Origin of the sequence: Archangium primigenium (assembly GCF_016904885.1) — a bacterium.
GTDB lineage: Bacteria > Myxococcota > Myxococcia > Myxococcales > Myxococcaceae > Cystobacter > Cystobacter primigenius.
Genome location: NZ_JADWYI010000001.1, coordinates 3,940,095 through 3,965,097 on the forward strand (window position 1 = coordinate 3,940,095; position 25,003 = coordinate 3,965,097).

The following is a 25,003-nucleotide window of genomic DNA, read 5'->3' on the forward strand; positions in this document are numbered from 1 at the left end:
TGTTGATATAGGGCTCCAGGCCATGAGCCTGCTGATGCCGGTGGTGGTCGTGCTGCTCGTCTCGGCACAGCTGCCGCAGTACACCCCACCGCGGTTGCCCTCGGGCGAGTCCGTGGAGCTGTCCGCCGACTCCGTGCAATACGAGCCGGAGCGGCGGGTGCTCACCGCCCGCGGGCACACCACGCTGCGCTCGGGCCCGGTGCTGCTGCGCGCCGACGAGCTCGTCTACGACGAGGGGCGCCAGACGGCCGTCGCCCGGGGCAACGTCATGCTCGTCAACGGCATGATGGCCGCCGTGGCCGAGGCGCTGACGGTGGACCTCACGTCCGCCGAGGCCTGGCTCGACAACGGCCTGTTCATGCAGAAGCGGGGCGTGACGGCCGAGCAGCTGCGCGCGGCGCGCACCCCCCAGGAGCTGCGGGACCTGGGCGAGACGTCCGTGCTGCTGAGCGGCCAGCGCATCGTGCGCACCGGCGACAACGCCTTCCAGGTGGAGGGGATCGCCCTGGCGCCGTGTCTGTGCGAGGGCGGGGCGCCCTCCTGGCACGTGGAGGCCCGGAGCGCGCACGTGGCCCTGGGCGAGCGCGCCACGCTCACCTGGCCCGTGGTGTACGTCGGCGCGGTGCCGGTGCTGGCGCTGCCCTGGCTCTACCTTCCGCTGGCGGACCGGCGCACGGGGCTGCTCATCCCCCGGCCCACCTCGAGCGCGCTCAATGGCTTCTCGCTCGAGCAGCCCGTCTTCTTCACGCTCGGGCGCAGCTACGACGTGACCCTCACGCCGGGCTACTACTGGGGGGCCTCGGAGCAGGACGTCACCCGGACGCTCGGCGGCGTGGCCGTCACCCGCGAGGAGCCCCGCACCACGGGCATCCGGGGGCCCCGGCTGTTGTCCGAGTTCCGCTACATGCCCTCGGCGACCACCGAGGGCCGCGCCACGCTCGGTCTGCTCTACGATCTGCAGCCGGTGCGCAACCCCATCACGGGGGGCTTCTTCCTCGACGAGGCCGGAGACCTCCTGCGCACGCGGCGCGGGCTCCGGGGCGAGGCGTCCCTGCAGCACCGCCAGGAGTTGGGGGGCGGGTGGTTCAATCGCATCGACGCCTTCGCCGTGTCCGACGGCTTCTACACGCGCGACCTCACCGCCGACATCGTGGCGCGCGAGAACCAGTACCTGCGCAGCTCGGGTGTCCTCTATCGACGGGACGCGGACGGGTGGCTGGGCCTGGAAGTGGCGTTGCGGCAGGACATCCGCTGGGGCTACGGGCTGTTCGGCGGGCCCCGGCCGCCCGCGGGCGCCACCGACACCGCGCTGCCCGCGGGCCCGCGCACCTTCCAGAAGCTGCCCGCGCTGAGCTGGAGCCTGGCCGAGCGGCCCCTGCTCGGTGGCTGGCTCGTGGGCGGCGCGCGGATGGAGTTCACGCGCCTGTCTCCCTTGCTGTCCGTCTTCGGGGACGAGGGCCTGGACGGCCGCTTCGAGCCCGACGGCGCGCTGCCCCTCACCCAGCCGGATGGCGGCGTCGTGCGGGTGCCGGACCCGGCCCAGGGCAACGGCCGCTTCGATGGCGCGGACCGGGAGGCCCGTCATCGCCTCGACCTGAACCCGCGCCTGTCCACGTCCTTCGCCCTCGGGCCCTGGGCGCGGCTGTCTCCCGCGCTCGCGCTGCGCCAGGACTTCTACCTCGGCGAGGTCTCGGGGCGGACCGCCCAGCGGGGCTACCCCTTGCTGGACCTCGTCCTCGACTCGCGGCTGACCCGCGTCTTCACGCTCGGCGACACCACCTACCAGCACGCCGTGGAGCCCTCCGTGGCCCTGCGCTACGTGCCCTGGGTCTGGGGCGGCCTGCCCGCGCCGGGCGCCTCGCCGGACCTGCCCGGCCAGCCCTATGACGAGATCGACTCGGCCCTGCCGCCCACCGCGCCGGGCGTCGCCCGCCGCTTCCTGCACGCCGTGGTGGAGGTGAGCCAGACGCTGCGCTCGCGCCGGGGCACCACCCGGCGGGAACTCGCCCGGCTCTCCGTGGGTCAGGGCTTCGACCTGTCACGCCATGTGCCAACCCTGGGCCAGGGTTCCTCGGATACCGCGCAATCCGTGGCACGTGACACGTTTGGCAGGCTTTCCACGCATCTGGGCGCCCTGACGGCGGGGGGCACGCTCCGGTATGACCAGAATTCCAGACAAATCGCCCAATTGAGCGCGGATTTCCGGTTGGATATGCCCAAAGGCAACATCTATGCCCGGTATGACGACCTGCAAGGGGTGGGGTCGGATCGACTGCGCCGGGGTCTGGATGCACTCGTGGGGAGCGCCCGGCAGAGCCCCGAGCGGGCGCAGTTCCTCACGGCGGGCACGCAGGTGACGCTCGGTCGCGGGCTCGGATTGAGATACGAAGCCCTCGTGCAACCGCAGACTCGTGACGAGTCCCCTCTCGGTCAGCAATGGATTGGAGTATCCTACGCGCCGGCGTGTAATTGTTGGCGGGTCGAGGGGATTGCTCGTCTGCAGAGGGGACGGGCGATCCCGGATTTCGGTCTCAATTTCAGCGTGACCGGAGTTGGATCGTTTGGAACCGGGGGTTAGGAATCCCGGCAGTGGGTGAACGGTTCTTTCACTCCCTGAGACATTCCCCCATTGAGGAGGACGAGGTCTTTCGTGTCGGAACTCGGAAAACGTATCGGACAGCGCATTCGTGAACTTCGCACCCAGCGCCCGGAGCGCTGGACGCAAGAAGAACTCGCGGAGCGGGCTCAAATCAGCGTCTCTTTCCTCTCGATGATCGAGCGGGGCGAGCGCGTGGCCCATGTGGAAACCCTTGCCGCCTTGTCGAACGCCTTGAGCGTGAGCCTGGGTGAGCTTTTCGCCGGGACCGAGGAAACTCCGGCACAGACGGAGGATCTGCTCAGACCCTTGTCGGACTTCGCCCGCGCGCGAGGCCTGACGGCTCGGGACGTGGAACGTCTGTTGGGCGTGGCGCGTGCCATGTTCAACGGGTCCGCGGCCTGAGACCTCTCTCCGGAGGCGGTGGCCTGTCCACCGCCTCCGCTTGACGGGATGCCTGGGCGCCCGGGAAGATGGGAAGTGTTGGGTGCACGTCACTGACGTGCCCCCGCTTCCTCTTCGACCGGAGTCTTCTCTGATGCGTCTGGGTCTCGCCGTGTGCGTGGCCATCACGAGTGGGGTGCTCGCCGCGTGCGGCTCTCCGCTCCCGGCCACCCTGGAATTCGTGGATGTTGCTCCGGCCCAACCAAGGCTGGGGGAGATCACGACGCTGCGCTTTCGCGCCATCGACGCCCGGGGTCAGCCCCAACCGGGTGTGACGATGACCTTCGAGGTGCAGGGTCCCGTCACCGACGTGGAGCTCAACCCGCCGGAGGCCACGACCGACGCGACCACCGGCATCGCCTCCACGCAGGTGGTGGCCAAGGGCGGCCGTGTGTCGTCCGTGGTGGTGGTGGCCCGGGTGGGCGAGAAGGCGGCCACCAGCCCCGCGGTCACCTTCGCCGGCTCCAACTCCACCTCGCGCCAGTTCACCTTCCAGTGCGGCCCCATCTCCGGCCCGAGCTCGGGTGGTGTGCACGCCATTGGCGCCTATGACGACACGCGCAACCTCATCGCCGGCGTGAAGCTCAACTGCACCGCCCACGTGGCGGATCGCAACGGCGATGGCATCGCGGGCGCCCAGGTCTCCTTCCTCACCGAGGCGGGCACCATCGGCCCCAGCTCCGTGAGCCTCACGGACGTGGTGGGCAACGCCACGGTGCTCTACAAGACGTCGCTGCCGCTGCCCCAGGACGTGGAGCCGGCCACGTTCTCCTGGAATCCCCTCAACGATGAGATCCACACCGGCGAGTACCTCGCCCCCCTGTGGATGCACCCGTTCGAGTGGTCCGAGGATCCCATCACCAACTTCGGCAAGGCGCCCACGCTCGCCGAGCCGCGCCGCGTGGATCCCGTGCGCCAGGTGTTCAAGGACGGCAAGCTCGTCACCCCGACGAACAACCCGCGCGACAACCTGGTCAGCATGATCGCCATCACCTCGGGCGAGGAGGCGTATGACGACCTCAACAACAACGGCGTCTACGATCAGGGCGAGCCCTTCGTGGACCTGACCGAGCCCTTCGTCGACAACAACGACAACGGCACCTGGGACGCGGGCGAGCGCTACGTCGACGCCAACGGCAACGGCAAGTGGGATGGCAAGAACGGCAAGTTCGACGCCGTCGGCCTCATCTGGGTGCAGGAGCGCATCCTGTGGACGAGCTGGCCGCATGAGCGCGACCGCAACCCGACCCTGTCCAAGAGCGTGGTCCTGCAGGTCGATCCGAAGGCGACCACCGGGCTGATCATCGGCAAGTTCGGCGCGCTGGCCGTGTCCTTCATCGTGTCCGACCCGTGGTTCAACAGCATCGCCCGCAACGCCGATGATGACGGCTGCGAGGGCGGCGTCGTGGGCCCCATCGCCCTGGACAAGCTGACCGTGGGCAAGGCCTTCACCTACCCGGCCTTCACCTACATGCGCTACGTCGTCAAGGACACGCGCGACCCGGCCACCGTGCCCCAGCCTCCGGACTACACCGTCCCCATCGCCTGGGAGGCCCGGGCCGGCTGCTCGTTCACGGCGTCCCCCGAGGCCGGCCACCGCGTGCTCCTGCCCGCGCCGACGGTCGAGGGCACCCTGCCCAAGTAACGCGCCCCGCCAAGGGCATTGACCCCGAGCCCCCGCCTCCGTAGCGTCTCCTCCTGGCCGATTTTGGAATCAACCGGCCAGGAGAGACAGCGCGTGAGTCAGCGGCAGAGCAAGTCGGAGGAGGCGGGGAGTCGGGAGAGCGAGCGCCGCCACACCATCCTGCGCGCGGCGATCGACGTCTTCGCGCGCAAGGGCTACCACGGCTGCCGCATCGCGGACGTGGCGCGCGAGGCGGGCGTGGCCTACGGCCTCGTCTACCACTACTTCAAGAACAAGGACGAGCTCCTGGAGACCGTCGCCGCGACGGGCTGGAGCGGCTTCGTCACGCGCCTGCGCGCGGTGGCCGAGGACGAGGGCTCCTCGCTCGAGCAGAAGGTGCACGGCATCGCGGCGGTGGCCTTCGAGGCCTACCGCGTGGATCCCCGGGCGGTGAAGGTGCTGATCCTCGAGATCGCCCGCAGCCCCGCGGGCGGCCACGTGGTCACCCGGCAGCAGGCCTTCCTGGACACCATCCGCATGGCCGCGCAGATGTTCGCCCGGGCCCAGGCGGAGGGGCAGCTGCGCGCGGAGCTGGATCCCATGCTGTGCGCCTCGCTGCTCTTCGGCTCCATCGAAATGGGGCTCACCGCCTTCGTGTCCGGGCTGATGGAGGACCGCGGCCCCGAGGCCCTGGCGCGCGCCCAGACGCAGATCGCCGAGTCCTTCCTGCGCGGGGTGCTGCCCACCGTCGAAGTGGCCCCCGCCGCCAAGCCCAAGGTGGCCCGGCGCCCCTGAGCCGCGCCCGGGCCTAGCGCGCGGCGCCCGGGGCCGGGGCCTCGGCGCCCGTGAAGTCCAGCCCGAGCAGCGTCTCGGCATCCACCCACAGGCCCTCCACCTTGGCGCCCCAGTGCAGGTGGGGCCCGGTAACGCGGCCCGTGTTGCCCACCTTGCCCAGCAGCTGGCCGCGCTTGACGCGCTGGCCGTTCTTCACGGCGGTGGCGGACAGGTGGAAGTAGGACGTGGTGAGGCCCGCGCCGTGGTGCACGAGCACCGTGTTGCCCGCGGCGTAGTTGTCGCGCGTCATCACCACCACGCCCGCGTGGGCGGCGTACACGGGCGCGCCCGTGCGCCCGTCCAGATCCGTGCCGAAGTGCTGGCCCTGCTTCTGGCCATTGTAGGTGCGCAGGTCGCCGTAGGGCGCGGTGACGCGGGCCTTGCGCGGCCAGGCGAAGGGGCCCGTGAAGAGCGGCGGGGTGAAGGGCTGCGCGAAGGCGGCGGTGAAGGCGGCCTGATCCGCCTCCATGCGCGCCTGCACCTCGGGCGGAGGCTGGACGAACTTGTGGGCCACCTGGAGCGTGCGCACGCGCCAGCCGGGCTCCACCACGTTCACCTCGGCCTTGAGCTCCACGGGCGCCCCGCTCGGGGCCGGGGGGCCCACCACCTTCACCGCGAGCGGCCCCAGGGCCTGCTCCACCGGAAGGCCGGTGAGGGCCTGGAAGCCGTCGCCCGCGGGGTAGAAGCGCAGGGGGCGCTCGCCGAGCGTCCCGATGGGCGCCTCCTGGAGTCCGCGCACCGTGACGAGCACCGGGTCCCCGGGCCGGATCCGCGCGGGTTGCAGCACCAGGCGCGGCGGCGAGGGGAGAGGCGCCTCGGCGGGGGCCTGCGGCGCCAGGGCGAACAGCAGCGGGAGCGGGAGACGGAGGAGGGCGGGGAGCACGGGGGAGATATGCGGGGGGGCGGGGGGGACGTCAACGCGGAGGCCGACACGCAAGTCCCCGCTGGCGACGAGCCCACGGTCGTCCGCGCGCGCCGCTGGAAACAAGACAATGCCCCTCCTGGCGACTCGAGGGGTAGTCAGGCAGGCGAGGCCCCGCGCGCCCCGCGATTCCCTCCGGGGAATGGGCTCCCTAACTTCCGTTATCCGTTTTCTGAGGGGATTTTCAGGGCGTTTTCTGAGGGGGAGATACCGGATGCCGCGCACTTTTCGCTTCGAACATTTCACCGTTGCCAAGTCCACCCCGAGCCGCGGCCTTCGCCGCCGGGACAAGCAGCACCTGTCCGAGAAGCGGGTGTCGGAGCGACGGATCGACAAGTCCTTGCACTACGGGCGCACGCACGCGGAGACCGAGGAGCTCTTCCACGTGCGGGCCATGAACGCCCAGCTCGAGGCGCTCGCGGGCCTGTCGCCCAACGCGCCCATCAAGCCCACGGCGACCAACCGGGGCCAGCCCATCGGGGCCATCCCCCTGAGCGAGGTGCCCGTGCTGGAGCGCGGCGCGTCTCCGGGCGACATGCTGGACGAGGCGCAGCGCCAGGTGAACGCGGTGCGCACGGGGCTGCGCGAGGCCACCCAGGCCGCGAGCCGGCTGCTGTCGCTGCCCATGGACGTGGCGCGGCTCGTGGCGAACCGTCTGCGGCTCGTGCAGGGCTGACCCGGGGGAGGACGTGGAGCTCACGCTCGTCTCCTACAACATCCACAGCGGCATCGGCACGGACGGGGCCTTCGACCTGGAGCGGGTGGGCGAGGTGCTGCGCGACATCGGCGCGGACATCATCGCCCTCCAGGAAGTGGGGGACTACCGGGGCGTGACACCCCGGGAGGATCAGCCCGAGCATCTGGCGAGGATGCTCGGGTTGCACATGGCCTTCGGTCCCAACGTGGTGCGCGAGGGCCGCCGCTACGGCAATGCCATCCTGACGCGGCTGCCCATCCGCCAGTCCCACAACTACGACCTGAGCGTGGGCCGGCGCGAGCCCCGCGGCGCCCTGCGCTGCGACCTGGACATCGGGGAGGGGCGGCTCTTGCACGTCTTCTGCCTGCACCTGGGCCTGGGCATCCGCGAGCGCCGCCGACAGGAGTCGCTGCTCCTGTCGTCGGACATCCTGCGCGACTCGGTCCAGCGCGAGCCGGTCGTGGTCTGCGGGGACTTCAACTACCTGGGGCCCGGCGCCGTGCGGGGCCTGGCGCGTCAGGCCATCCACGACGTGGCCCTGGAGCTGGACGTGCGGGTGCGCACCTATCCCTCGCGCTACCCCTTGCTGCGCCTGGACCGGGTCTACGTGGACACGGGCATCAAGCCGCTGTCCCTCCGGGTGCACCAGACGGACCTGTCCGAGCGGGCGTCGGATCACCTGCCGCTGGTGATGCGCTTTCGCACGCAGCTGGAGAACCAGGAGGGCGCGGCCGCGCCGGTGCAGCTCATCGGGTAGGGGCGGGGGAGTGGCATCCCCGTCGCGGGCGGCTGACCTGCTGTGGACAGATCCCCGCCTCCGGGGTTGTCGTGGATGACAGGAGCACCCTACGTTGGCCCGCCTGACATGAGAGCGACGACCGGGGAGCAGATGGGCGCGGGCAGTGAACAGACGGATCGGGGACTGGCCACCCTGGTCGGGCGATTGACCGAGGGCCTCACCCGCCTGGTGACGCAGCACCTGACCCTGGCGCGCGCGGAGATCATGGAGGATGCGCGCGTGGTGGGGGCCGATCTGGCGCTCATCGCCGTCTTCGTGCCGTTCGTGCTGGTGGGCTACGGCTTCGTCTGCGCGGGTCTGGCCGTGGCGCTGGCGCGGTGGCTGGGGCTCGCGGGCGCGCTCGCGCTGGTGGGCGCTCTCAATCTCGTGGGCGGCGCCGTGGGCGTGCAGCGCGCCGTCGCCCGCCTCAAGGCACATCAAGTCATGGCTGATACGACCAACGAACTCACCCGCAGCGTGACGGCGCTCTCCCAGGAGGTGCCGCGTGGCCGCTGATTGCCTCAAGACCCGCCCGCACGCGCGCTCGCCCGAGCAGATCCGCCAGGAGATCGAGCGCACCCGCGCCGAGCTGAGTCAGTCCGTGAGCGAGCTGCGCGCCGAGGTGGCCTGGCGCACGGACTGGCGCGAGTGGGTCATGCGCCGGCCGCTCACGTGCGTGGGCGCGGCTTTCTTCATCGGTTTCGTCATCGGCAATAGCCAACGGCGCTGACCGGCCCCACCTTTCATTTCATCCACCCAGACGCATTCCACGAGGTCTCGTTTTCCATGGACGTCAATTCGCAGAACCTGCAGGACAAGGCCCGTCAGTTCCAGGATTCCGTGCTGCCGCAGATCGACGAGGCGCGGCGCAACCTGGAGGACCTGAACACCCGCGCGGCCAGCTTCATCCGCGCCAACCCGGGCACCTGTCTCTTGGGCGCCATCGCCGTGGGCTTCATCGTCGGCCGCATCGCCTCGCGCCGCTAGCCCTTCCGCCTTCTCTCGAACGACTCGGAGTTTCGACATGACGACCTACCAGAATGCCGGCAATGGCGGCGCCTCGGGGCCGGGCGGCCCGTCGGGCAACTCGCAGCCGGGCATCGGCCAGCGGGTGGACCAGATTGGCTCGGATGCCCAGCACCTGTGGGAGAACGCCCGTGGCGCGGTCACGGACCTGCGCGACACGCTGGACCTCAAGGGCCGTGTGGATCGCAACCCCTACCTGATGGTGGCCGCGGCCGTGGGCGTGGGCTACGTGCTGGGCGGAGGTCTGTTCACGCGCACCACGGGCCGCCTGCTGCGGCTGGGCGTGCGCCTGGCGGCGCTGCCCATGGTGAAGGACGAGCTCATCGGCATGGCCGAGGCCGCCCTGCATGGCATCGAGGTGGGGGCCGGTCAGGTCTCCGGCAGGACCGGGGGCGCGTCCCCCATGGGCAACCCCGAGCGCTCCTGAGCGTCACGGCGCCCGCATCGACTCGCTACCTTCCTCGCCTCACCCGTGGAGACGTCACCATGATGAACCTCAAGGACTTGAAGAGCACCGCCCAGGATCTGCGCGACCTGGACAAGGATGACCTGCTCGAGCTGCTCGGGCTGGAGACCCGCCGCACGACGAGCGACGCGCTGCTGCCCGTGCTGGGCGCCTTCTCCGTGGGCCTGCTCCTGGGCGCGGGCGTGGGCCTGCTCCTGGCGCCCAAGCCGGGCGCGGAGCTGCGCGGCGACCTGCGCGGCCGCATCAAGGACGGCCAGGACGCCGTGGCCAAGGCCGCGGATCAGGCGCGCGCGGAGATCTCCAACCGCACGAGCTGAGCCGCTCCCCGCGTCTCGCGGGGGTATTTCCCAGGGGCGGTCCGCATGGCGCGGGTCGCCCCTTGGGCGTTTTTGTGCGAAAGACAAGGGCGTGAGCCCGCGCAAGCCGCCCCCTGGACCGAGTGACAAGGACACGCTGTCGCGCCGGGACACGCCCCGCGACATGCCCCGGGCCCCCGCGGCCGAGGAGCGCGTGTTGTCCCGGCCCCAGGGGCTGGAGACGCTGGAGGCCGCGTACGAGGCGTGGCTCGAGGCGCGCAAGGCCCACGCCGCCGAGCGGCAGCGCTTCGCGCGCGAATACGCTCGGCTGGAGCAGCAGGGCGCGTTCCTGGTGGGCTCGGTGCGCTCGGCGACCGAGGGCGTCGAGCCCGGACCCGCGCTCCCCGCCGACGCGGCGCTCGCCACGGGCGAGGCCCCCCTGCACGACTTCCTGCGACAGGCCGAGCAGCAACTGGCGCGCACCCGGGAGGCCCTGGCGCGCGAGGAGGCCGAGAGCGAGGCGCGCGACCAGGCGCGACTCACCGCGCTGCGCGACACCGTGCGCGAGCGCGTACGGCGGCACCTGGCCGCGTCGCCGCCCCGGCTGCGGCTGCTCTTGCGCAAGGTGAGCGCGACGCGCGCCGTGCTGCACGTGGAGCGGGTGGGCGGGGACGTGCCCGTGCTGCTGCTCTACCTGTTCACCGGGTGCGTGCCCTCGCGGCACGACTTCCTGCTCGACGACTCCACCGAGGACGTGGCGCTGCCGCCCGCGCCGCTCTACGCCGAGGAGGGCGTGGCGCCCGAGGAGCGGCGCCCCTCGGCGCGGGCGCTGCTCGCCCGGGTGCGCGCGCCCGGCGAGGTGCTGCCGGTCAAGGGCTTCCTCCCGGTGTTCGTGCCCCGGCCCGGCGGGGGCGAGGACTTCTTCCGCCTGCTGCAGCGCGGGCCGGTGATGGAGGTGGAGGTGGCCGAGGACGACGCGTTCCGGGGCGTGCTCACGCGCGAGGAGTCCGAGCGCTTCGCGGGCCACCTGCTGCGCCTGAAGCTGCGCGGCCAGCTCGCGCTCGAGGTGGAGGCGGACTGAGGCTCAGGGCGTGGTGTGCACCAGGCCCACGTCTGCGGTGCCCACCAGGAGCGTGCTGCCGTAGAACAGGTTCTCCGAGTCCGCGCCGCCCAGCCGCGTGGTCTGGAAGATGACGAGGTAGTTGCTGTCCGACGCGGGGAAGGCGGTGCCGGGCACCTCCAGGGTCGGCTGCTGCCAGTCGCCCGGGGTGGCCGCGAGCTTGAGCAGGCTCAGGGGATCCGTGGGCAGGTTGCTGTAGGTGGACTCGCCGCGCTCGCCGTCGGTGCGCAGGGCGAAGACGGTGACGAAGCCGAGCGTGCGCTCCTTGCCCGCCGGGACGGTGGGCCGCCGCAAGGTGAGGCCCTGGCCGGCGGTGTGCCGCACGTAGCCGTTCTGGGGGTGCAGGGCGTCGAGCCGCTCCAGCGCGGGGGCGTCCTCCACGAGCCCCACGTAGGACGTCCCCTGCTGCGTGGCGACGAAGCGGTAGCTGGCCCCGGACTGGTAGCGCACGCCGGCGTCGTCGTCCGGGGCGCTCGTGAGGCCGTAGGTGCCCGCGCCCTGGGCGTTGAGCGGCACGGTGAGGCCGTTGGCCTCCAGGCGGAGCGTGGCGTCGGTGAGGGGCTGGGGCGAGCCGCTCTCGCCGTTGCGGGTGCCGAAGAAGACGAGGGTGGCCGTCTGGCCGGGCAGGGTGATGCGCTCGCCCTCGGGGATGCCGCCGTCGGGCAGGGTGCCCGCGTCGAGCCCCGCGAGCGCCGCGGCCGAGATGTCCACGTCCGGCGTGGAGAAGAGGGTGCCCACCATCACCTTCTCCGCGAGCAGCTGACTGCCCGTCTTCTGGATGTCGCAGGCGAGGGGGGACAGCACGAGCGTGGCGGCGGCGGCGGACAGCAGGAGACGTTTCATGGGGAGCCCACCCTAGCAGGGCCCGACGCGCTATCCTCCGCGCTCCCGTGCGACGCCTTCCCATCTCCTCCACCGGCCTGCGCTTCCTGCAGCGGCTCGCCTACTCCCTGCTCCAGGCCACGCTCTTCGGCACCATCCTCGGCGTGCTCGTCTACTTCCGCCCGCCCCGCGCTCAGCCGTCCGAGGGCGCCGCGCCCGTCACGCTGCTGTCCCGCCCCGCCGCGGGCCTGGAGTCCTGGGAGCGCCTCACCTACGACGGCCGGGTGCGCGCGGTGGGGGCGCGGGCCTCGCGCTCGGATCGGGTGGTGGTGGTGGCGCTCGACGACGAGACGCTCACCGAGGCCCGGCAGGACGACCACGCGGGGGTCTCCTCCTACCCCTGGCCCCGGGAGATGCTCGGCGGCATGACACAGCGGCTGCTCGACGAGGGCGCCGAGCAGGTGCTCATCGATCTGCCCTTCGCCGAGCTGAGCCCCCGGGCCTGCTTCGCGCCGGGCGCGAGTGGGGCCTCGGGCCTGGACGATGACCGGGCGCTGCGGGCGCTGCTCGACCGGGTGCCCCAGAAGTCCGTGCTGGCCTTCGACTGGTCTCCGGACCGGGGCATTCCGCCGGGCAGCCGGCTGTGGCCCTACCGCGTGCGGCTCGGGGTGTTCGCGACCGAGGCCGCCGCGCGGGCCCGCATGCGCACGGTGCTGTCGGACCAGCGCCCCGTGTTCCTCATCCCCGAGGGCAAGGGGGTGGAGGTGTGGGGCGGCGTGGCGAGCGAGCAGGAGGGGCAGCGGGTGGCGCTGGAGCTGGGCGTGCGCGAGCCGCCGCGTGTCCTGGAGCGCCGCACGAGCGACGACGCGTTCCGGGTGGGGCCGCAGGAGCTGTTCGTCTCGCTCGCCGCGGTGCGGGTGGAGGGCCTGGACGTGTCGCGGCTGGAGGAGGTGCGGCAGCTCGAGCACCCCGTGGCGCCGCTGCTCGGCGAGGCGAGCCTCTATGGGGCCGTCACCCTGCCGGCGGACTCGGACGGCATCGTGCGCGCGGTGCCGCACCTGGTGAGCTACCGCGGCCAGGGGGACACCCGCCACGTGCTGCCGTCCATGCCGCTGGTGGCGGCGATGCGCCAGGCGAACACCCGGACGCTGCGCTACGCCGAGGGCCGGCTGTACGTGGGGGACCGCTTCTCCATCCCCATGGACGCGTCCGGCTACAGCCTGGTGCGCTGGGACGCGGCGGAGGTCGGGCGGGGCGCGCGGGGCTCGGTGGCGCGCGCCATCCCCGCGTGGAAGGTGCTGCTCAACGTCTTCGCGGTGCGCGAGGGCGTGCCGCCCCGGGGCGTGCACGACATCGACGGCCGGCTCGTGGTCCTCACCAACACCTCGCGCCGGGCCCTGGACTTCCAGCACACGCCCATCGGCGAGCGCACGCCCTCGGGCGCCATCCTCGCGCAGTCGCTGGTGAACCTGCTCCAGTCCGAGGGCATCTCCCGCGCCACGCCCCGGGAGGACCTGGCGCTCACGCTCGGCATGGCGCTGCTCGGGGCCTTCGTGGCGCTCACCGTCAACCGGGGGCTGCGCTCCTCGGGGGACATCTTCTTCTACCTCTTCACCATGGCGGTGGTGGGCGCGCTCTACATGGCGGGCGCCTGGTACGTCTTCGTCACCCGGCTCTTGTGGGTGGCACTGGTGGGGCCCGTGCTGGCCATGGGGCTCACGTTCCTCTTCACCATCGTGCAGGCCTCGCGCTCCGAGCAGCAGCTGCGCCGCTTCGTCACGGACGTGCTCGGCCGCTACGTGAACCCCGAGGTGGCCCGGCTCGTCACGCGCGATCTGCGGCAGCTCACGCGGCCGGAGTTGCGCGAGGTGACGGTGTTCTTCTGCGACCTGGACGGCTTCTCGCGCCTGTCCTCGGAGCTGCCGCCCGAGCGGCTCGTGCAGTTCCTCAACGACTACCTGACGGAGGTGACGGACGTGGTGCGCGCCACGCGCGGCCAGGTGGACAAGTACATGGGGGACGCGGTGATGGCCTTCTGGGGCGCCCCCGTGCGCACCGAGCGCCATGCGCACCTGGCCTGCGACGCCGCGCTCAAGGTGCGCGCCGTGCTGCTCGCGCGCCAGGAGCACTGGAGCAAGACGTACGGCCACACGCCCCAGTGCCGCGTGGGCATCGACAGCGGCGAGGTGCTGGTGGGCGGCATGGGCAGCGACCTCGAGGCGAAATACTCCGTGCTGGGCCAGTCGGTGAAGTTCTCCATGTACCTGGAGGGCCTCAACCGGCACTTCGGCACCTTCGTGCTGGTGGGCGACGGGGTCGCGCGGCTCGCGCAGGACGGCTTCGTCTTCCGCGAGGTGGACCGGGTGCGGCCCAGCGGGCGCACCCAGGCCACGCGCCTGCACGAGCTGATGGGCCGCAAGGGCGAGCTGGACGCGCGCGTCCAGGAGCTGCTGTCCATCCACGAGCAGGCGCTCACCACGTACCACCAGCGGCGCTTCGACGTGGCGCTGGCGCTGTTCCTCCGGGGCGTGGAGGAGTTCCAGGATCCCCTGGCCCAGGTGTATGCCGAGCGCTGCCGCGCCTACCTCCGGACCATGCCGCCCGAGGACTGGGACGGCGTGTTCGCGCTGGAGGGCGCCTGAGCGGCGGCGGCTAGTCCTCGGCTTCCTCGGGGTGGCCGAGCAGCTCGACGACGGGCGTGTCCTGGGAGACGTGCTCGGCCACCACGCGCCGCATCTTCTCCGGCGTCATGTGCGAGTAGTACGCCTCGCCCTCCCAGCCCATGAGTTGGTAGTCCTCGGGGGAGAGCGGATCGCGCTTGCGGCCCGTCTCCTCGCGCAGCACGACGTTGGGCCCCATGTGGCAGAAGCCATAACAGCCGCCGCGGTACAGCTCGCAGCGCGGCACGAGGCCCCGCGTGGACAGCTCCTCGCGCGCGGCCTGGGCCACGGCATCCGAGCCCCCGGCCTTGCAGCTCGAGCCCTTGCAGACGGACAGGCGGTAGCGCTTCATCGCGGGCAAACCCTACGGAGTTTGAGGCGGACTGCAAAGGGCCTCGCGGGCGGAGCGGGCCCGTCCTCTTCCTCGCCCACGTCTGGGGCCCCAACGACATCGGCCCGCCTTCCCCGTGGGTTACACGGAGGGGCGGGCCGAGCGCGGACACCGGGCGCGACTACTTGATGAACTTCGTCACCGGCACCGGCCCGTCGTGCGAGACGATGGCCCGGGAGTGCGAGTGCTCCTCCTCGCCGATGCGCGTGTGGGCTTCCTTGTGCGCGTGGGCGGGCGGCTCGGAGCTCGAGCGCTTGTTCCAGGGATCCGACGGGTGCGACACCGCGGGGCCCTTGAGCAGCCGGGGGATGTCGTACACGAACCCCTGCCGGTTGTACTCCGGCGGCGTGTGCGTGTAGGTGTCCATGCGGATGGCGTCCTTGGGGCACGCCTCCACGCACAGGCCGCACACGATGCAGCGCAGCTCGTCGATGACGAACTGGGTCGGGTACTTCTCGATGACGCGCGACTCCTTCTCGTCCGCGCCCGGCGCGTACTCGCCCGCCTCGATGTAGATGCACTGGGCCGGGCAGATGGTGGCGCACATGTAACAGGCCACGCAGCGCGGCTTGCCGTCGTCCCGCGGCACCAGGCGGTGCAGCCCGCGGTAGCCCGGCGGGTAGGGAATCTTCTCCTCGGGGTACTGCACCGTGGTGACGAGGCTGGTGCCGGTGCGCTCCTCGAAGGGGGTCTTCGTGTCGCGCGTGCCGAAGAGGTTGCGCCAGAAGTGGCGCGTGGTGATGGCCAACCCGCGGAGGAGCTCCGGCAGGTAGGCGCGCTCGCGTACGTCGGTACGGGGGTCTTGGGTCGCCTTGTAAGCCATGGTGTCTTTCTCGTCGCTCCGACTTAATGCGAGGCGGCCGTGGAGGCGCGGGCGTGCGCGGCGGCCGAGGGGGTGTCCGCGTGAGCGGCGTGCGTGCCGGCGGGCAGCCCGGGCGCGTGCGCGCCGGTGGGGCCCGTGTGCGCCGTGTCCTCCGACTCCGGACGGAGGGTCAGGCCCACCAGCACGAGGATTTGCAGGATGCCGAAGATGGCCAGCGCCCGAAGCGAGGGATCCCACAGCACCAGCGCGCCCGTGGCGAACACGTTGATGAGGCCCAGCGGCAGGAGGATCTTCCAGCCGAGCGTCTGGATCTGATCGTAGCGGAAGCGCAGGAACGACCAGCGGATCATCATCTGCACCCAGATGAAGAAGAGCACCTTGAGCCAGAACACCGTGCCGAGCACCGTGCCGTACAGCCAGCCGTGCTCCCGCATCACGCGCAGGTTGGACAGCCACTCGCCGCCGAAGGGCAGGTGGTAGCCGCCGAAGAAGAGCACCGTGATGAGGCCCGAGAGGATCACCACCTCCACGAACTCGGAGATCATGAACAGGCCGAACTTCATGCCCGAGTACTCGACGAAGTAGCCGATGATCTCCGACTCACCCTCGGGGCTGTCGAAGGGGGCGCGCTTGGTCTCCGCGAACGCCGCCGCGAAGAACAGGAAGAACCCCATGGGCTGCAGGAGGAAGCCCCACGCGGGCACGCCGATGTCGAAGCGGCCCAGCTTCGTGGACCACAGGTAGCGCGCCTGACCGGAGGCGTCGCCGCCCAGGCCCAGCTCGTTGGTGACGTGGCCCACGAACGCGGGCAGCTGCACCGTGGAGAAGGCCATCATCAGGCCCACGAGCGACAGGCCCAGCGCCACCTCGTAGGAGATCATCTGGGAGGAGGCGCGCACGCCGCCGAGCAGCGCGAACTTGTTGTTGGACGCCCAGCCGGCCAGCGACGTGCCGTACACCGCCAGCGAGGCGATGGCGAACACGTAGAGCAGGCCGAAGTCCGGCGTGGCCACCACCATGTCCACCGCCTGGCCGAACACGCGCACGCTGGGGCCCGCGGGCACCACGGCGAACAGCGCGAACACCGGCGCGAAGGCCAGCATGGGGGCCAGGTTGTAGAGCAGCTTGTTGGCCGCGGCCGGGAAGTGGTCCTCCTTGAACAGCATCTTCGCGCCGTCGGCGAGGAAGTGCGGGATGCCGCCCAGGGCGTTGTTGCGCAAGAGGGGCAGGTCGATGCGCGCTCGGTTGGGACCGATGCGGTCCTGCATCAGCGCGCTCCACTTGCGCTCGGCCACGGTGAGCATCGAGCCGATCGCCATCACCAGGGCGATCATCAGGAAGAACACGTTGGTCAACCGGCTGCCGCCCGGGAACAGCGCCTCCACCTGGCCACCGACGAGGTAGGCCAGGAGCGTCATCGCGGCGAAGTAGCCCACGAAGACGAAGAACATGAAGAGGATGGTGAAGACGCGCATTGTCAGAGACCTCGGACCCTGGGAGCGCCGAACTCACGGTAGCCCGGGGGCCGGCCGTCGGCGGCGGCGGCCAGAGGGTTGATGCCGGGCTTCTCCCGGTCGGGCGGGGCGGCCTTGTCCCAGTCGAACGACACGAACTCGGGCACGCCCTTGCTCAGCTCGCGGAAGGCCTCGCGCGAGGTCGTCCAGGCGGCGCTGCCGCCCATCTGCCGGGTGAGCTCGGCGGCGAGCGCCCAGTGCCCCACGGCCTCGCCCTTGGAGGGGTAGGCCTTGCGGAAGCGCTGGATGTGGCCGTCCACCTGCACGAACGAGCCATCCGCCTCCACGTGCGCGGAGGCCGGCAGGAGCACGGTGGCCTGCGCGGTGAGGGCCGACTCGTTCGTCGCCTGGGCCACGAACACGTCGAGCTGGGCCGCCGCCTGGGCGAAGGCCTCCACGTCCCCGGGCACCTCGGTGCCCACGGCGTAGAGCGCCTTCACCTTGCCGCTGGCGAGGCCCTTGATGAGCTCCTCGAACGGCTTGAGCGCGAGCCCCAGGCCCTGGGCGATGAGCTCCAGGCCCTTGCGGTTGGGGTTCCTGTCCGCGGTCAGCAGGAAGTGATCCGCCTGACCCTCGGGCCGGCCGCCCACGTACACCTCGCGCGCGCCCAGCGTGCCCTTGGCGAAGGTGAGCGCGGCGAGCAGATCCTCGTTGGAGGCCACCGGGGAGGCGAGCACCGCGAGGCCCTTGCCCTTGGCGCCCGTGAGCTCACGCGCCGCGGTCTGGAGGGCTTCCTGACGCGCCACCTCGGGACGGGCGGTGCCCCCCTGCTGGCGGCCCACCACGGCGCTGAGCACGCGGCCCAGGTTGAGCCCCTTGTAGGTGAGGCGGCCGTGGTCGCACAGCCAGCTCTTGTTGATGGCCTCGTTCTCGCGCGGCCGGTAGCGGTAGGTCTCCTGCCCCATGAAGTCCGCGTACGTGTTGCAGCCGCGCGAGCAGCCCGTGCACACGGACGGCGCGGCGGACTGGAACCACGAGCGGGCACGGAAGCGGTAGTCGCGGCTGAGCAGCGCGCCCACCGGGCAGATGTCCACCGTGTTGAGCGAGTAGTTGCTGTCCAGCTCGCTGCCGGGGAACGTGTCGATGACCTCGTGGCTGCCACGGCCGAAGATGCCCAGCTGCGGCTCCTTGGGCACCTCGTTCATGAAGCGCACGCAGCGGCTGCACAGGATGCAGCGCTCCTGGTCCAGCACCACGCGGGGCCCGAGCACCTTGCGCTTGTTCTTGAGGATCTTCCCGCCCTCCAGACGCGAGGGGCGGTAGTCGTAGCGCATGTAGTAATCCTGCAGCTTGCACTCACCGGCCTGGTCGCAGATGGAGCAATCCACCGGGTGGTTGAGCAGCAGGAACTCCATCACCGCGCGCTGCTGCTCCTTGACCTTGGGCGTGGTGGTCTTGATGACCTGGCCCTCGGCGAGCGGCGTCTGGCACGCGGGCACCATCTTGGGGGCGTTGGACGCCTCCACGAAGCACATGCGGCAGTTGGCCGCGATGGACAGGCGCGGGTGGTAGCAGAAGTAGGGGATGATCGAGCCGACCGAGCGCGCCGCCTCGATCATGTTGGTGCCCGGCTTGGCGATGACTTCCTTGCCGTCGATCGTGCAGGTGACGAAGCCCGGGTTCTTGGGCGGCGGCGGGGCGGGCTTGGCCGCGGGCGGCGGAGGCGCGGGCGGGGTGGGGCTGCTGTGCGCGGCCGGAGGCGCGTCCAGCTTGGGGCCCGCGGGCGGGTTGGACGGCTCGGGGCCAATCTTCGCCGCCGGCGTGTCCGTGGGCGCGCCCTTGGGGGGCGGCTGCGCGTCACCCGAGGGCTTCTTGGTGTCGTTGTCGCTCACTGCTCGACCTCGCCGCCGATCATGTTGATCGTGTCAAAGGTGGGAATGAGGTCCGCCAAGAGGCCGCCCTTCACGATGGCGGGCATGGCGGACAGGATGGGGAAGCCGGGGGCGCGCACGTGGACCTTGTAGGGCCGGCCGCCGCCGTCGCTCACGATGTACCAGCCGAGCTCGCCGTTGGCCGACTCGGTCGCGTCGTACACCTCGCCGGGGGGCACCTGGATGCCCTCCATCACCAGCTTGAAGTGCGAGATGACGCCCTCGATGGTGCCGTAGACCTCGGGCTTGGGCGGCAGGGCGATGCGCCAGTCGTTCACGATGATGGGCCCGTCGGGGATCTTCGCCAGCGCCTGGCGGAGGATCCGGTCCGACTGCTTCATCTCCTCGATGCGCATGAGGTAGCGGTCGTAGTTGTCGCCGTGCTCGCCAATGGGCACGTCGAAGTCGAGCTGGTCGTAGACCCAGTAGGGGCGGGCCTTGCGCAGGTCGTAGTCCACGCCGCACGCGCGCAGGCACGGCCCCGTCCAGCCCCAGTCGAGCGCGTCGTCCGCGGAGATGACGCCCGTGCCCTTCATGCGGTCCACGAAGATGCGGTTGCGCGACAGGAGCGACTCGCACTCCAGGGCCAGCTCGCGGATCTTGTCGAGCGACTTGAGCGTCTTGCCGATCCAGCCCTCGGGCAGGTCGCGGTTGAGGCCGCCCACGCGCCCGAAGCTCGTCGTCAGGCGCGCGCCGGTGAGCTCCGCCACGCGATCATTGATGAGCTCGCGCGCCTCCATGCCGAAGAGGAACGGGGCGAAGCCACCCAGCTCCATGCTCGTCGCGGCGACGCACGTGAGGTGATCGTGGATGCGGTGCAGCTCCGAGCCGATCACGCGCACGTACTGGGCGCGCTCGGGGATCTCCAGCCCGATGAGCTTCTCCACGGCGGTGAGGAAGCCGAAGTTGTTCATCAGCGGGGACGCGTAGTTGAGCCGGTCCGTATAGGGCAGGCACTGCGTCCAGGTGACGTTCTCGCAGCTCTTCTGGAAGCCGCGGTGCAGGAAGCCGATCTCGCAGTCGGCGTCCGAGATGGTCTCGCCCTCCAGGTGCAGCTTCAGGCGCACCGTGCCGTGGGTGGCCGGGTGAGAGGGGCCCATGTTGATGTACATGGGCTTGGCCTGCAGATGCGCCTCCAGCTCCGACTCCTGGGCGTAGGAATCGGTGTCCGGGTTGGGCACGTCGGGGCTGGGATGGACTGCGGGCTTGTGGGTGTCCGCCATGATGTCCTCGAGTGGGCGTGGGCCGGGCGCGTCAGGAGACGCCGCTCGTGCCGGGGCCGCGGAAGATGTCCTTGATGGGGCGCTCGGGAATGAGCGGCTGCCGGTCGCGCAGCGCGTAGTCCTTGCGCAGGGGGTGGCCCTGGAACTCCTCGTAGAGCAACACGCGGCGCAGGTCCGGGTGTCCCGAGAAGCGGATGCCGTAGAAGTCCCACACGAAGCGCTCCCACCAGTTGGCGCCCTTGAACAGGGACGTCAGCGAGGGAATCTCCTGGGTCTCGTTCACGCGCACCTTGAGCCGCACGTGCTCGCCGCGCGTGAGGGAGCGCAGGAAGTAGACGACCTCGAAGCGCGGATCGTTCTCCGCCAGGTGGAGCCGGTCCACCCCGTCGATCGAGATGAAGAGCTTGAAGTCCAACTCGCTCTTGAGGAAGGCGGCGACCTTGGGCAGGTGCTCGGCGTGAATGACGGCCCAGGCGCCGCCCGTGCGGTCGAAATACCGCTCCGCCACCGCCTCCGGAAATTGGGCGGTGACCCTGTCGAGTGCGAAGGTGCTCAAGGGGAGCCTCGATGCTGGCTAGGGAATCCGGGGCGTTATAAGGACGCGCCTTGGGGGGCGTCAACGGAATCCCTTAGCCATCCCCGCTACTTACGCGAGTCAGAAGACGGTGTCCGCCCCAAGGGGGGCAGGTCGGCGCCGTCCGTGCTTCCCCTCCGGCCGTGCGAGAGGGGCCGGGGAATGAATGTGCTCACCGGTTCACGCTTGCCCGCCACGGGCGTGGGGGGCAGCTCCTGCCACTGGCAGCAGTCCCCGGCCCGCTCCCGGGTCTCCTTGGAGACGAGCACCGGGGTGCGGTGGCGCTTGGTGAGCTGCTCGATGCGGTTGGCCAGGTTCACCGTGTCCCCGATGGCGGTGTACTCCAGGCGGCGGGCCGTGGAGCCGATGTTGCCGAGCACCACGTGGCCCGTGTGCAGGCCCACCCCCATGAGCAGCCCCGGCTCGCCCCGGGCGAAGCGCTCGGCGTTCATCTCCCCGAGCTCGTGGATCATGTCCAGGGCGCACTCCACCGCGCGGCGGGGATGGTCCGGCTCGGCCAGAGGGGCGCCGAAGTACACCATCAGGGCGTCCCCGATGAACTTGTCGAGCGTGCCCCCGTGGCGGAACACCACCTCCACCATGCGGCCGTAGTACTCGTTGAGGATGGCCACCACGGCCTCGGGGCTCAGCCGCTCGCTCAGGGCGGTGAAGTCGCGCAGGTCCGTGAACAGGACCGTCACCTCGCGCAGCTCGGGGGTGGCGGCGGGGGAGGCCAGGTCCTGCAGCCGCTCGGCGACGGCCGGGGAGAAGTAGCGCCCGAGCTGGGCGCGCTTGAGCTCCTCGCGCGTCAGGGCGGAGACGAGCACGCGGATGCGGTGGAAGAGGTAGTGCGAGGCGCCCGCCGTGAGGCTCAGCACCACCACGGCGACCACCCGCGCGCCCATGCCGATGCCCGCCTCCACCTGGAGGGCGACCTCGGCCACGGCCGCCACCGAGGCGACCGTGAAGGTCACCGGCCGGCGCATGGAGAGCGCGGAGAGGACGATGATGAACGCGTACAGCCCGAGCGTGAAGCCCGCCACCCCCCCCGGCGAGGGAGAGACCGGCAGGGCCAGGTGCTGCAGCCAGTAGATGGCGGGCACGTCCACCACCGCCAGGGACACCCCCGCCCAGCTCGCCATGAGCGGCCAGCGCAGCACGCACACGTACGTCACCACCGTGCACAACCAGTAGGCGGCGAAGGGGGCGAGGTACACCCGCCAGTCCGACAGGCCCTGCACCAGACCGAGGTACGCGGTCACGAGCAGCACGAGCGACACCCCGCCCAGCCGCATCTGCGTGAGCCGGAGGGTGTTGTACTGCCGCTCGGCTTCCAGGGCACGGCCCACCGGCTCGTGCAGGAAGGTGGCGTTCGGGATGGGGCTCTGCCCGGCCTCGTCCACATGACCTCGGTGGTGGGAAGGAGGGGGTTGCATCCTCTCACGTCGGCGCGAGGCGCGCACCTTCGTGGCGGGTGGCCCCAAAAGCGAGGGCCCCGCCGTCTCCGTGAGGAGACGCACGGGGCCCGGGGCCACGCACGCGCGGAACTACTTGCGCAAGCCGTAGGTCCCGGCGAGCAGGTCGTGCGGCGCGGTGCCGGCATGGCCGATGCGGTGCGTCTGGCTGCCGATCTTGTCCTGCAGCAGCCGCAGTCCGTCGAGCACCTGCTCGGGACGGGGCGGGCAGCCGGGGATGTAGACGTCCACCGGGATGATGCGGTCGATGCCCTGGAGCACCGCGTAGTTGTCGTAGAAGCCGCCCGAGGAGGCACACACCCCGAAGGCCACCACCCACTTGGGCTCGCACATCTGCTCGTACACGCGCTTGAGGATGGGCGCCTGCTTGAGGTTGATGGTGCCGATCACCATCAGCATGTCCGCCTGGCGCGGCGAGAAGCGGGGGAACTCGGCGCCGAAGCGCGCGATGTCGTGGCGCGCGGAGGACAGCGACATGAACTCCATGCCGCAGCACGCCGTGGCGTACGGGTAGGTGAACAGCGAGTACTTGCGCGCCCAGCCCAGGCCCTTGGAGATCTTCTCCGCGAAGAAGCCCATGGCGTCCTCGCGGCGGGTCGTCAGAACCGGAACGTTATCGTAGTCAGCCATGTGTCCTCAGTGCTCCCACTCCAAAGCGCCCTTCTTCCAGATGTAGATAAGGCCCACCACCAGGGTCGCCGCGAAAACGACCATTTCGGTGTAGCCAAACCAGCCGAGTGCTTGGAAGTTGACCGCCCAGGGATACAGGAAGACCGCCTCGACGTCGAACACGATGAAGAGCAGCGCCACCACGTAGAACTTCACCGCGAAGCGCTGGCGCGCCGTGCCGCTGCTCTCCGAGCCCGCCTCGAAGGGCGCGGACTTGATGGCGCTCGGCCGCTTGGGGCCCGCCAGGGCGGCCATTTGCACGATGACGAGCGCCAGCACGCCCGCCAGCAGCAGCACCACGGCCAGCGGCAGGTAGGGGCTCAGGGGGTTGGGATCGATCGCGGGATTCATCGCGGCGGACCCTAGGGACACCCGGACGGGGTGTCAATGACGAATCCGGATCGCCAACCCCTGGACATGACAGCGGAAAGTCCTCCGCGCCCCCCGGCGGTCCCCCCCGGCGTGCGAGGGGGCATCCACCAGGGGGTTTGACGCTCCAAGCACCCGGGGCCTAGGGTCTCTTCCCGACGCGTCGTGCGATCAGACAGGAGTGGCGCCGGAGACATGTGGGGTCGGTTGAGTCTTCGCTGGCAGGTAGCGTTCGCGGTGCTGGTCCCCAGCCTCGCCGTCGCGCTGTTCTGCGGGTTCTATTTTCCCAAGCAGCAGTGGAACCAGGGCCTGCGTCGGCTCGAGGAAAGCGCGCATGATCGGGGTCTGCTCGGCACGCGGCAGATCGAGCTGCTGTTCGAGCAGGGACACGCGCCGCCCGCGCCGCCCCTGGTGAACGTGGTGCCGCTCGTGCCGCCCCGGGATCTGGGGGCGCACGTGCTCAAGCGGTTGCCGGACGTCTTCGAGTCCATGGATGGCACCGCGGACGTGGCCTTCCAGGCGGTGCTCGGCCCCGAGGGCGAGGTGATCGCCGAGCGGGGAGAGCCTCCCCGGGGGCTGCGCGGCCTGTCCAAGGAGGGCCCGGGCTGCTCGGTGCGCCGCGTGCACGATCATCCGGTCGCCTTCTGCGGGCTGCCCGGCGGACACACCTACGTGGTGGGCATGGAGACGGCCCGGGTGAAGGCGGAGGCGGAGGCCCTGCGGGGCACCACGCTGTTCGTCTTCCTGGGCGCCCTGCTCGTGGGGCTCTTCCTGTCCTTCTTCATCGGCCGGGCCATCGCCGAGCCCGTGACGCGCATGACCCAGGCGGCGCGCGAGGTGGCCCAGGGCGACATGTCCCTGAGCGAGGTGGACGTGGCGTCCGCGGGCGAGGTGCGCATGATGGCGTACTCGTTCAACGAGATGCTCGGCACGCTGCGCGGCACCGTGTCCGAGCTCCTCACGCGCCTGGAGCAGCTGTCCAGCGCGTCGCGGGGCCTGTCGGGCGCCTCGGCGGACCAGGAGCACGTCATCAACCAGCAGGCCGCGTACGCCCAGCAGATCGCCGCCACCTTCGAGGAGCTCAGCCGCACCGCGGAGCAGATCTCCAGTTCCACGGAGGTGGTGGAGTCCAGCGCGCGGCGCACCCACGAGGCGGTGGCCGAGGCCATGGCCGTGGTGGCCCAGGTGGTCGCGGGCATCAACGACATCCGCATGGAGTCCAAGGGCGTGGCCGACGCCATCGTGGGCCTCAACCAGGACCTGCAGCAGGTGTCGAAGATCGCCCAGGTCATCAACCAGGTCGCCGAGCGCTCGGACCTGCTCGCGCTCAACGCCGCGCTGGAGGGCACCAAGGCGGGCGAGGTGGGCCGGGGCTTCTCGCTGGTGGCCGCGGAGATGCGCAAGCTCGCCGAGAGCGTGTCCGCCTCGGCGCGGGACATCGCGCGCATCGTGGAGAAGGTGCAGGACTCCGGCAACGAGGCGGCCAGCAAGGCGCGCGTGGGCATGGCCACGAGCGACCGGGGCGTGGAGGTGGCCGAGCAGGCCTCGTCCGTGTTCCAGCGGATCGTGGAGCTGGCGCGCGGCACGAGCGAGGCCGCGCGGCAGATCACCATCGCCACGCGCCAGCAGCGTCAGTCCAGCGAGCAGGCCGTGCAGGGCGCGCGCAACGTGGCGGAGCTGGTGAAGCAGGGCGTGGACGCCACGGGCCGCACCACCCGCATCGCGCAGGATCTGCAGAGCGTGGCCGACAGCCTCACCGTGCTCACCAGCAAGTTCAAGGTGGCGCGCGACCGCTGAGCGGCCGCGCGC

General features: G+C 70.9%; 25 protein-coding genes. 14 read left to right on the forward strand and 11 right to left on the reverse strand.

Annotation, left to right across the window (positions count from 1 at the left end; translation table 11 throughout):
- The first annotated feature begins 22 nt into the window (after positions 1–22).
- From I3V78_RS16335 to I3V78_RS16350, 4 genes are all read left to right on the forward strand, one after another.
- On the forward strand, positions 23–2,578 hold the full coding sequence (locus tag I3V78_RS16335) for an LPS-assembly protein LptD (protein ID WP_204489006.1): 2,556 nt from the start codon (positions 23–25) through the stop codon (positions 2,576–2,578).
- A 72-nt stretch (positions 2,579–2,650) separates the two neighbouring features.
- The gene (locus I3V78_RS16340) at positions 2,651–3,001 is read left to right on the forward strand and encodes a helix-turn-helix domain-containing protein (RefSeq protein WP_204489008.1); all 351 of its coding nucleotides are present in this window, start codon (positions 2,651–2,653) and stop codon (positions 2,999–3,001) included.
- A gap of 133 nt (positions 3,002–3,134) precedes the next feature.
- Positions 3,135–4,685, forward strand: a complete 1,551-nt coding sequence (locus I3V78_RS16345) for a hypothetical protein (protein WP_204489010.1) — start codon at positions 3,135–3,137, stop codon at positions 4,683–4,685.
- Positions 4,686–4,778: 93 nt separating this feature from the next.
- Positions 4,779–5,459 carry a TetR family transcriptional regulator gene (locus I3V78_RS16350; protein ID WP_204489012.1) on the forward strand — a complete coding sequence of 227 codons (681 nt, stop codon included), beginning with the start codon at positions 4,779–4,781 and terminating at the stop codon, positions 5,457–5,459.
- Between the two features lie 13 nt (positions 5,460–5,472).
- On the opposite strand, the gene I3V78_RS39260 is transcribed toward I3V78_RS16350, so the two are convergent.
- Positions 5,473–6,381, reverse strand: a complete 909-nt coding sequence (locus I3V78_RS39260; RefSeq protein WP_338023616.1) for a M23 family metallopeptidase — start codon at positions 6,379–6,381, stop codon at positions 5,473–5,475.
- A gap of 253 nt (positions 6,382–6,634) precedes the next feature.
- Here I3V78_RS39260 and I3V78_RS16360 point away from each other — a divergent pair, with 253 nt between their 5' ends.
- The 8 genes from I3V78_RS16360 to I3V78_RS16395 all read left to right on the forward strand — a co-directional run bounded on the left by I3V78_RS16360 (position 6,635) and on the right by I3V78_RS16395 (position 10,764).
- Positions 6,635–7,096 (forward strand): hypothetical protein, encoded by a 462-nt coding sequence (locus tag I3V78_RS16360; protein ID WP_204489014.1) that lies wholly within the window; start codon positions 6,635–6,637, stop codon positions 7,094–7,096.
- Positions 7,097–7,109: 13 nt separating this feature from the next.
- Positions 7,110–7,874: an endonuclease/exonuclease/phosphatase family protein gene (locus I3V78_RS16365; protein WP_204489016.1), complete on the forward strand. Its 765-nt coding sequence runs from the start codon at positions 7,110–7,112 to the stop codon at positions 7,872–7,874.
- Between the two features lie 108 nt (positions 7,875–7,982).
- Positions 7,983–8,411 carry a phage holin family protein gene (locus I3V78_RS16370; protein WP_239576456.1) on the forward strand — a complete coding sequence of 143 codons (429 nt, stop codon included), beginning with the start codon at positions 7,983–7,985 and terminating at the stop codon, positions 8,409–8,411.
- Complete coding sequence (locus tag I3V78_RS16375) at positions 8,401–8,625, forward strand: DUF3618 domain-containing protein (RefSeq protein WP_204489018.1); 225 nt, start codon at positions 8,401–8,403, stop codon at positions 8,623–8,625. The genes I3V78_RS16370 and I3V78_RS16375 overlap by 11 nt, the downstream gene beginning before the upstream one ends.
- Before the next feature lie 56 nt (positions 8,626–8,681).
- On the forward strand, positions 8,682–8,882 hold the full coding sequence (locus I3V78_RS16380) for a hypothetical protein (protein WP_204489020.1): 201 nt from the start codon (positions 8,682–8,684) through the stop codon (positions 8,880–8,882).
- Between the two features lie 37 nt (positions 8,883–8,919).
- The gene (locus I3V78_RS16385) at positions 8,920–9,348 is read left to right on the forward strand and encodes a hypothetical protein (protein ID WP_204489022.1); all 429 of its coding nucleotides are present in this window, start codon (positions 8,920–8,922) and stop codon (positions 9,346–9,348) included.
- 59 nt (positions 9,349–9,407) lie between these two features.
- Positions 9,408–9,704, forward strand: coding sequence for a YtxH domain-containing protein (locus I3V78_RS16390; protein ID WP_204489024.1), 297 nt, complete (start codon positions 9,408–9,410; stop codon positions 9,702–9,704).
- A gap of 91 nt (positions 9,705–9,795) precedes the next feature.
- Positions 9,796–10,764, forward strand: a complete 969-nt coding sequence (locus tag I3V78_RS16395; protein ID WP_338023617.1) for a hypothetical protein — start codon at positions 9,796–9,798, stop codon at positions 10,762–10,764.
- Between the two features lie 3 nt (positions 10,765–10,767).
- Here the strand turns inward: I3V78_RS16395 and I3V78_RS16400 are convergent, their stop codons facing one another.
- Positions 10,768–11,646, reverse strand: coding sequence for a hypothetical protein (locus tag I3V78_RS16400; protein WP_204489026.1), 879 nt, complete (start codon positions 11,644–11,646; stop codon positions 10,768–10,770).
- 47 nt (positions 11,647–11,693) lie between these two features.
- On the opposite strand from I3V78_RS16400, the gene I3V78_RS16405 reads away from it, so the two are divergent.
- The gene (locus tag I3V78_RS16405; protein WP_204489028.1) at positions 11,694–14,267 is read left to right on the forward strand and encodes a CHASE2 domain-containing protein; all 2,574 of its coding nucleotides are present in this window, start codon (positions 11,694–11,696) and stop codon (positions 14,265–14,267) included.
- Between the two features lie 10 nt (positions 14,268–14,277).
- Here I3V78_RS16405 and I3V78_RS16410 read toward each other — a convergent pair whose 3' ends face one another.
- The 9 genes from I3V78_RS16410 to I3V78_RS16450 all read right to left on the reverse strand — a co-directional run bounded on the left by I3V78_RS16410 (position 14,278) and on the right by I3V78_RS16450 (position 23,164).
- Complete coding sequence (locus tag I3V78_RS16410) at positions 14,278–14,637, reverse strand: (2Fe-2S) ferredoxin domain-containing protein (RefSeq protein WP_204489030.1); 360 nt, start codon at positions 14,635–14,637, stop codon at positions 14,278–14,280.
- 160 nt (positions 14,638–14,797) lie between these two features.
- Positions 14,798–15,499: a NuoI/complex I 23 kDa subunit family protein gene (locus I3V78_RS16415; RefSeq protein ID WP_204489033.1), complete on the reverse strand. Its 702-nt coding sequence runs from the start codon at positions 15,497–15,499 to the stop codon at positions 14,798–14,800.
- Between the two features lie 23 nt (positions 15,500–15,522).
- Positions 15,523–16,974 carry a complex I subunit 1/NuoH family protein gene (locus tag I3V78_RS16420; RefSeq protein WP_204489035.1) on the reverse strand — a complete coding sequence of 484 codons (1,452 nt, stop codon included), beginning with the start codon at positions 16,972–16,974 and terminating at the stop codon, positions 15,523–15,525.
- Positions 16,975–16,976: 2 nt separating this feature from the next.
- Positions 16,977–18,845, reverse strand: coding sequence for a 2Fe-2S iron-sulfur cluster-binding protein (locus tag I3V78_RS16425; RefSeq protein WP_204489038.1), 1,869 nt, complete (start codon positions 18,843–18,845; stop codon positions 16,977–16,979).
- Complete coding sequence (gene nuoD, locus I3V78_RS16430) at positions 18,842–20,107, reverse strand: NADH dehydrogenase (quinone) subunit D (protein WP_204489040.1); 1,266 nt, start codon at positions 20,105–20,107, stop codon at positions 18,842–18,844. The genes I3V78_RS16425 and nuoD overlap by 4 nt, the downstream gene beginning before the upstream one ends.
- Before the next feature lie 31 nt (positions 20,108–20,138).
- Complete coding sequence (locus tag I3V78_RS16435; RefSeq protein ID WP_239576457.1) at positions 20,139–20,663, reverse strand: NADH-quinone oxidoreductase subunit C; 525 nt, start codon at positions 20,661–20,663, stop codon at positions 20,139–20,141.
- Between the two features lie 86 nt (positions 20,664–20,749).
- Positions 20,750–22,117 carry an adenylate/guanylate cyclase domain-containing protein gene (locus I3V78_RS16440; protein ID WP_204489042.1) on the reverse strand — a complete coding sequence of 456 codons (1,368 nt, stop codon included), beginning with the start codon at positions 22,115–22,117 and terminating at the stop codon, positions 20,750–20,752.
- A 111-nt stretch (positions 22,118–22,228) separates the two neighbouring features.
- A complete protein-coding gene (locus tag I3V78_RS16445) occupies positions 22,229–22,786 on the reverse strand; it encodes an NADH-quinone oxidoreductase subunit B (protein WP_204489045.1) in 558 nt (185 codons plus the stop codon).
- A 6-nt stretch (positions 22,787–22,792) separates the two neighbouring features.
- The gene (locus I3V78_RS16450; protein WP_204496665.1) at positions 22,793–23,164 is read right to left on the reverse strand and encodes an NADH-quinone oxidoreductase subunit A; all 372 of its coding nucleotides are present in this window, start codon (positions 23,162–23,164) and stop codon (positions 22,793–22,795) included.
- Between the two features lie 225 nt (positions 23,165–23,389).
- Between I3V78_RS16450 and I3V78_RS16455 the strand changes: the two genes are divergently transcribed.
- Positions 23,390–24,991: a methyl-accepting chemotaxis protein gene (locus I3V78_RS16455; RefSeq protein ID WP_204489047.1), complete on the forward strand. Its 1,602-nt coding sequence runs from the start codon at positions 23,390–23,392 to the stop codon at positions 24,989–24,991.
- Positions 24,992–25,003 lie beyond the last annotated feature (12 nt).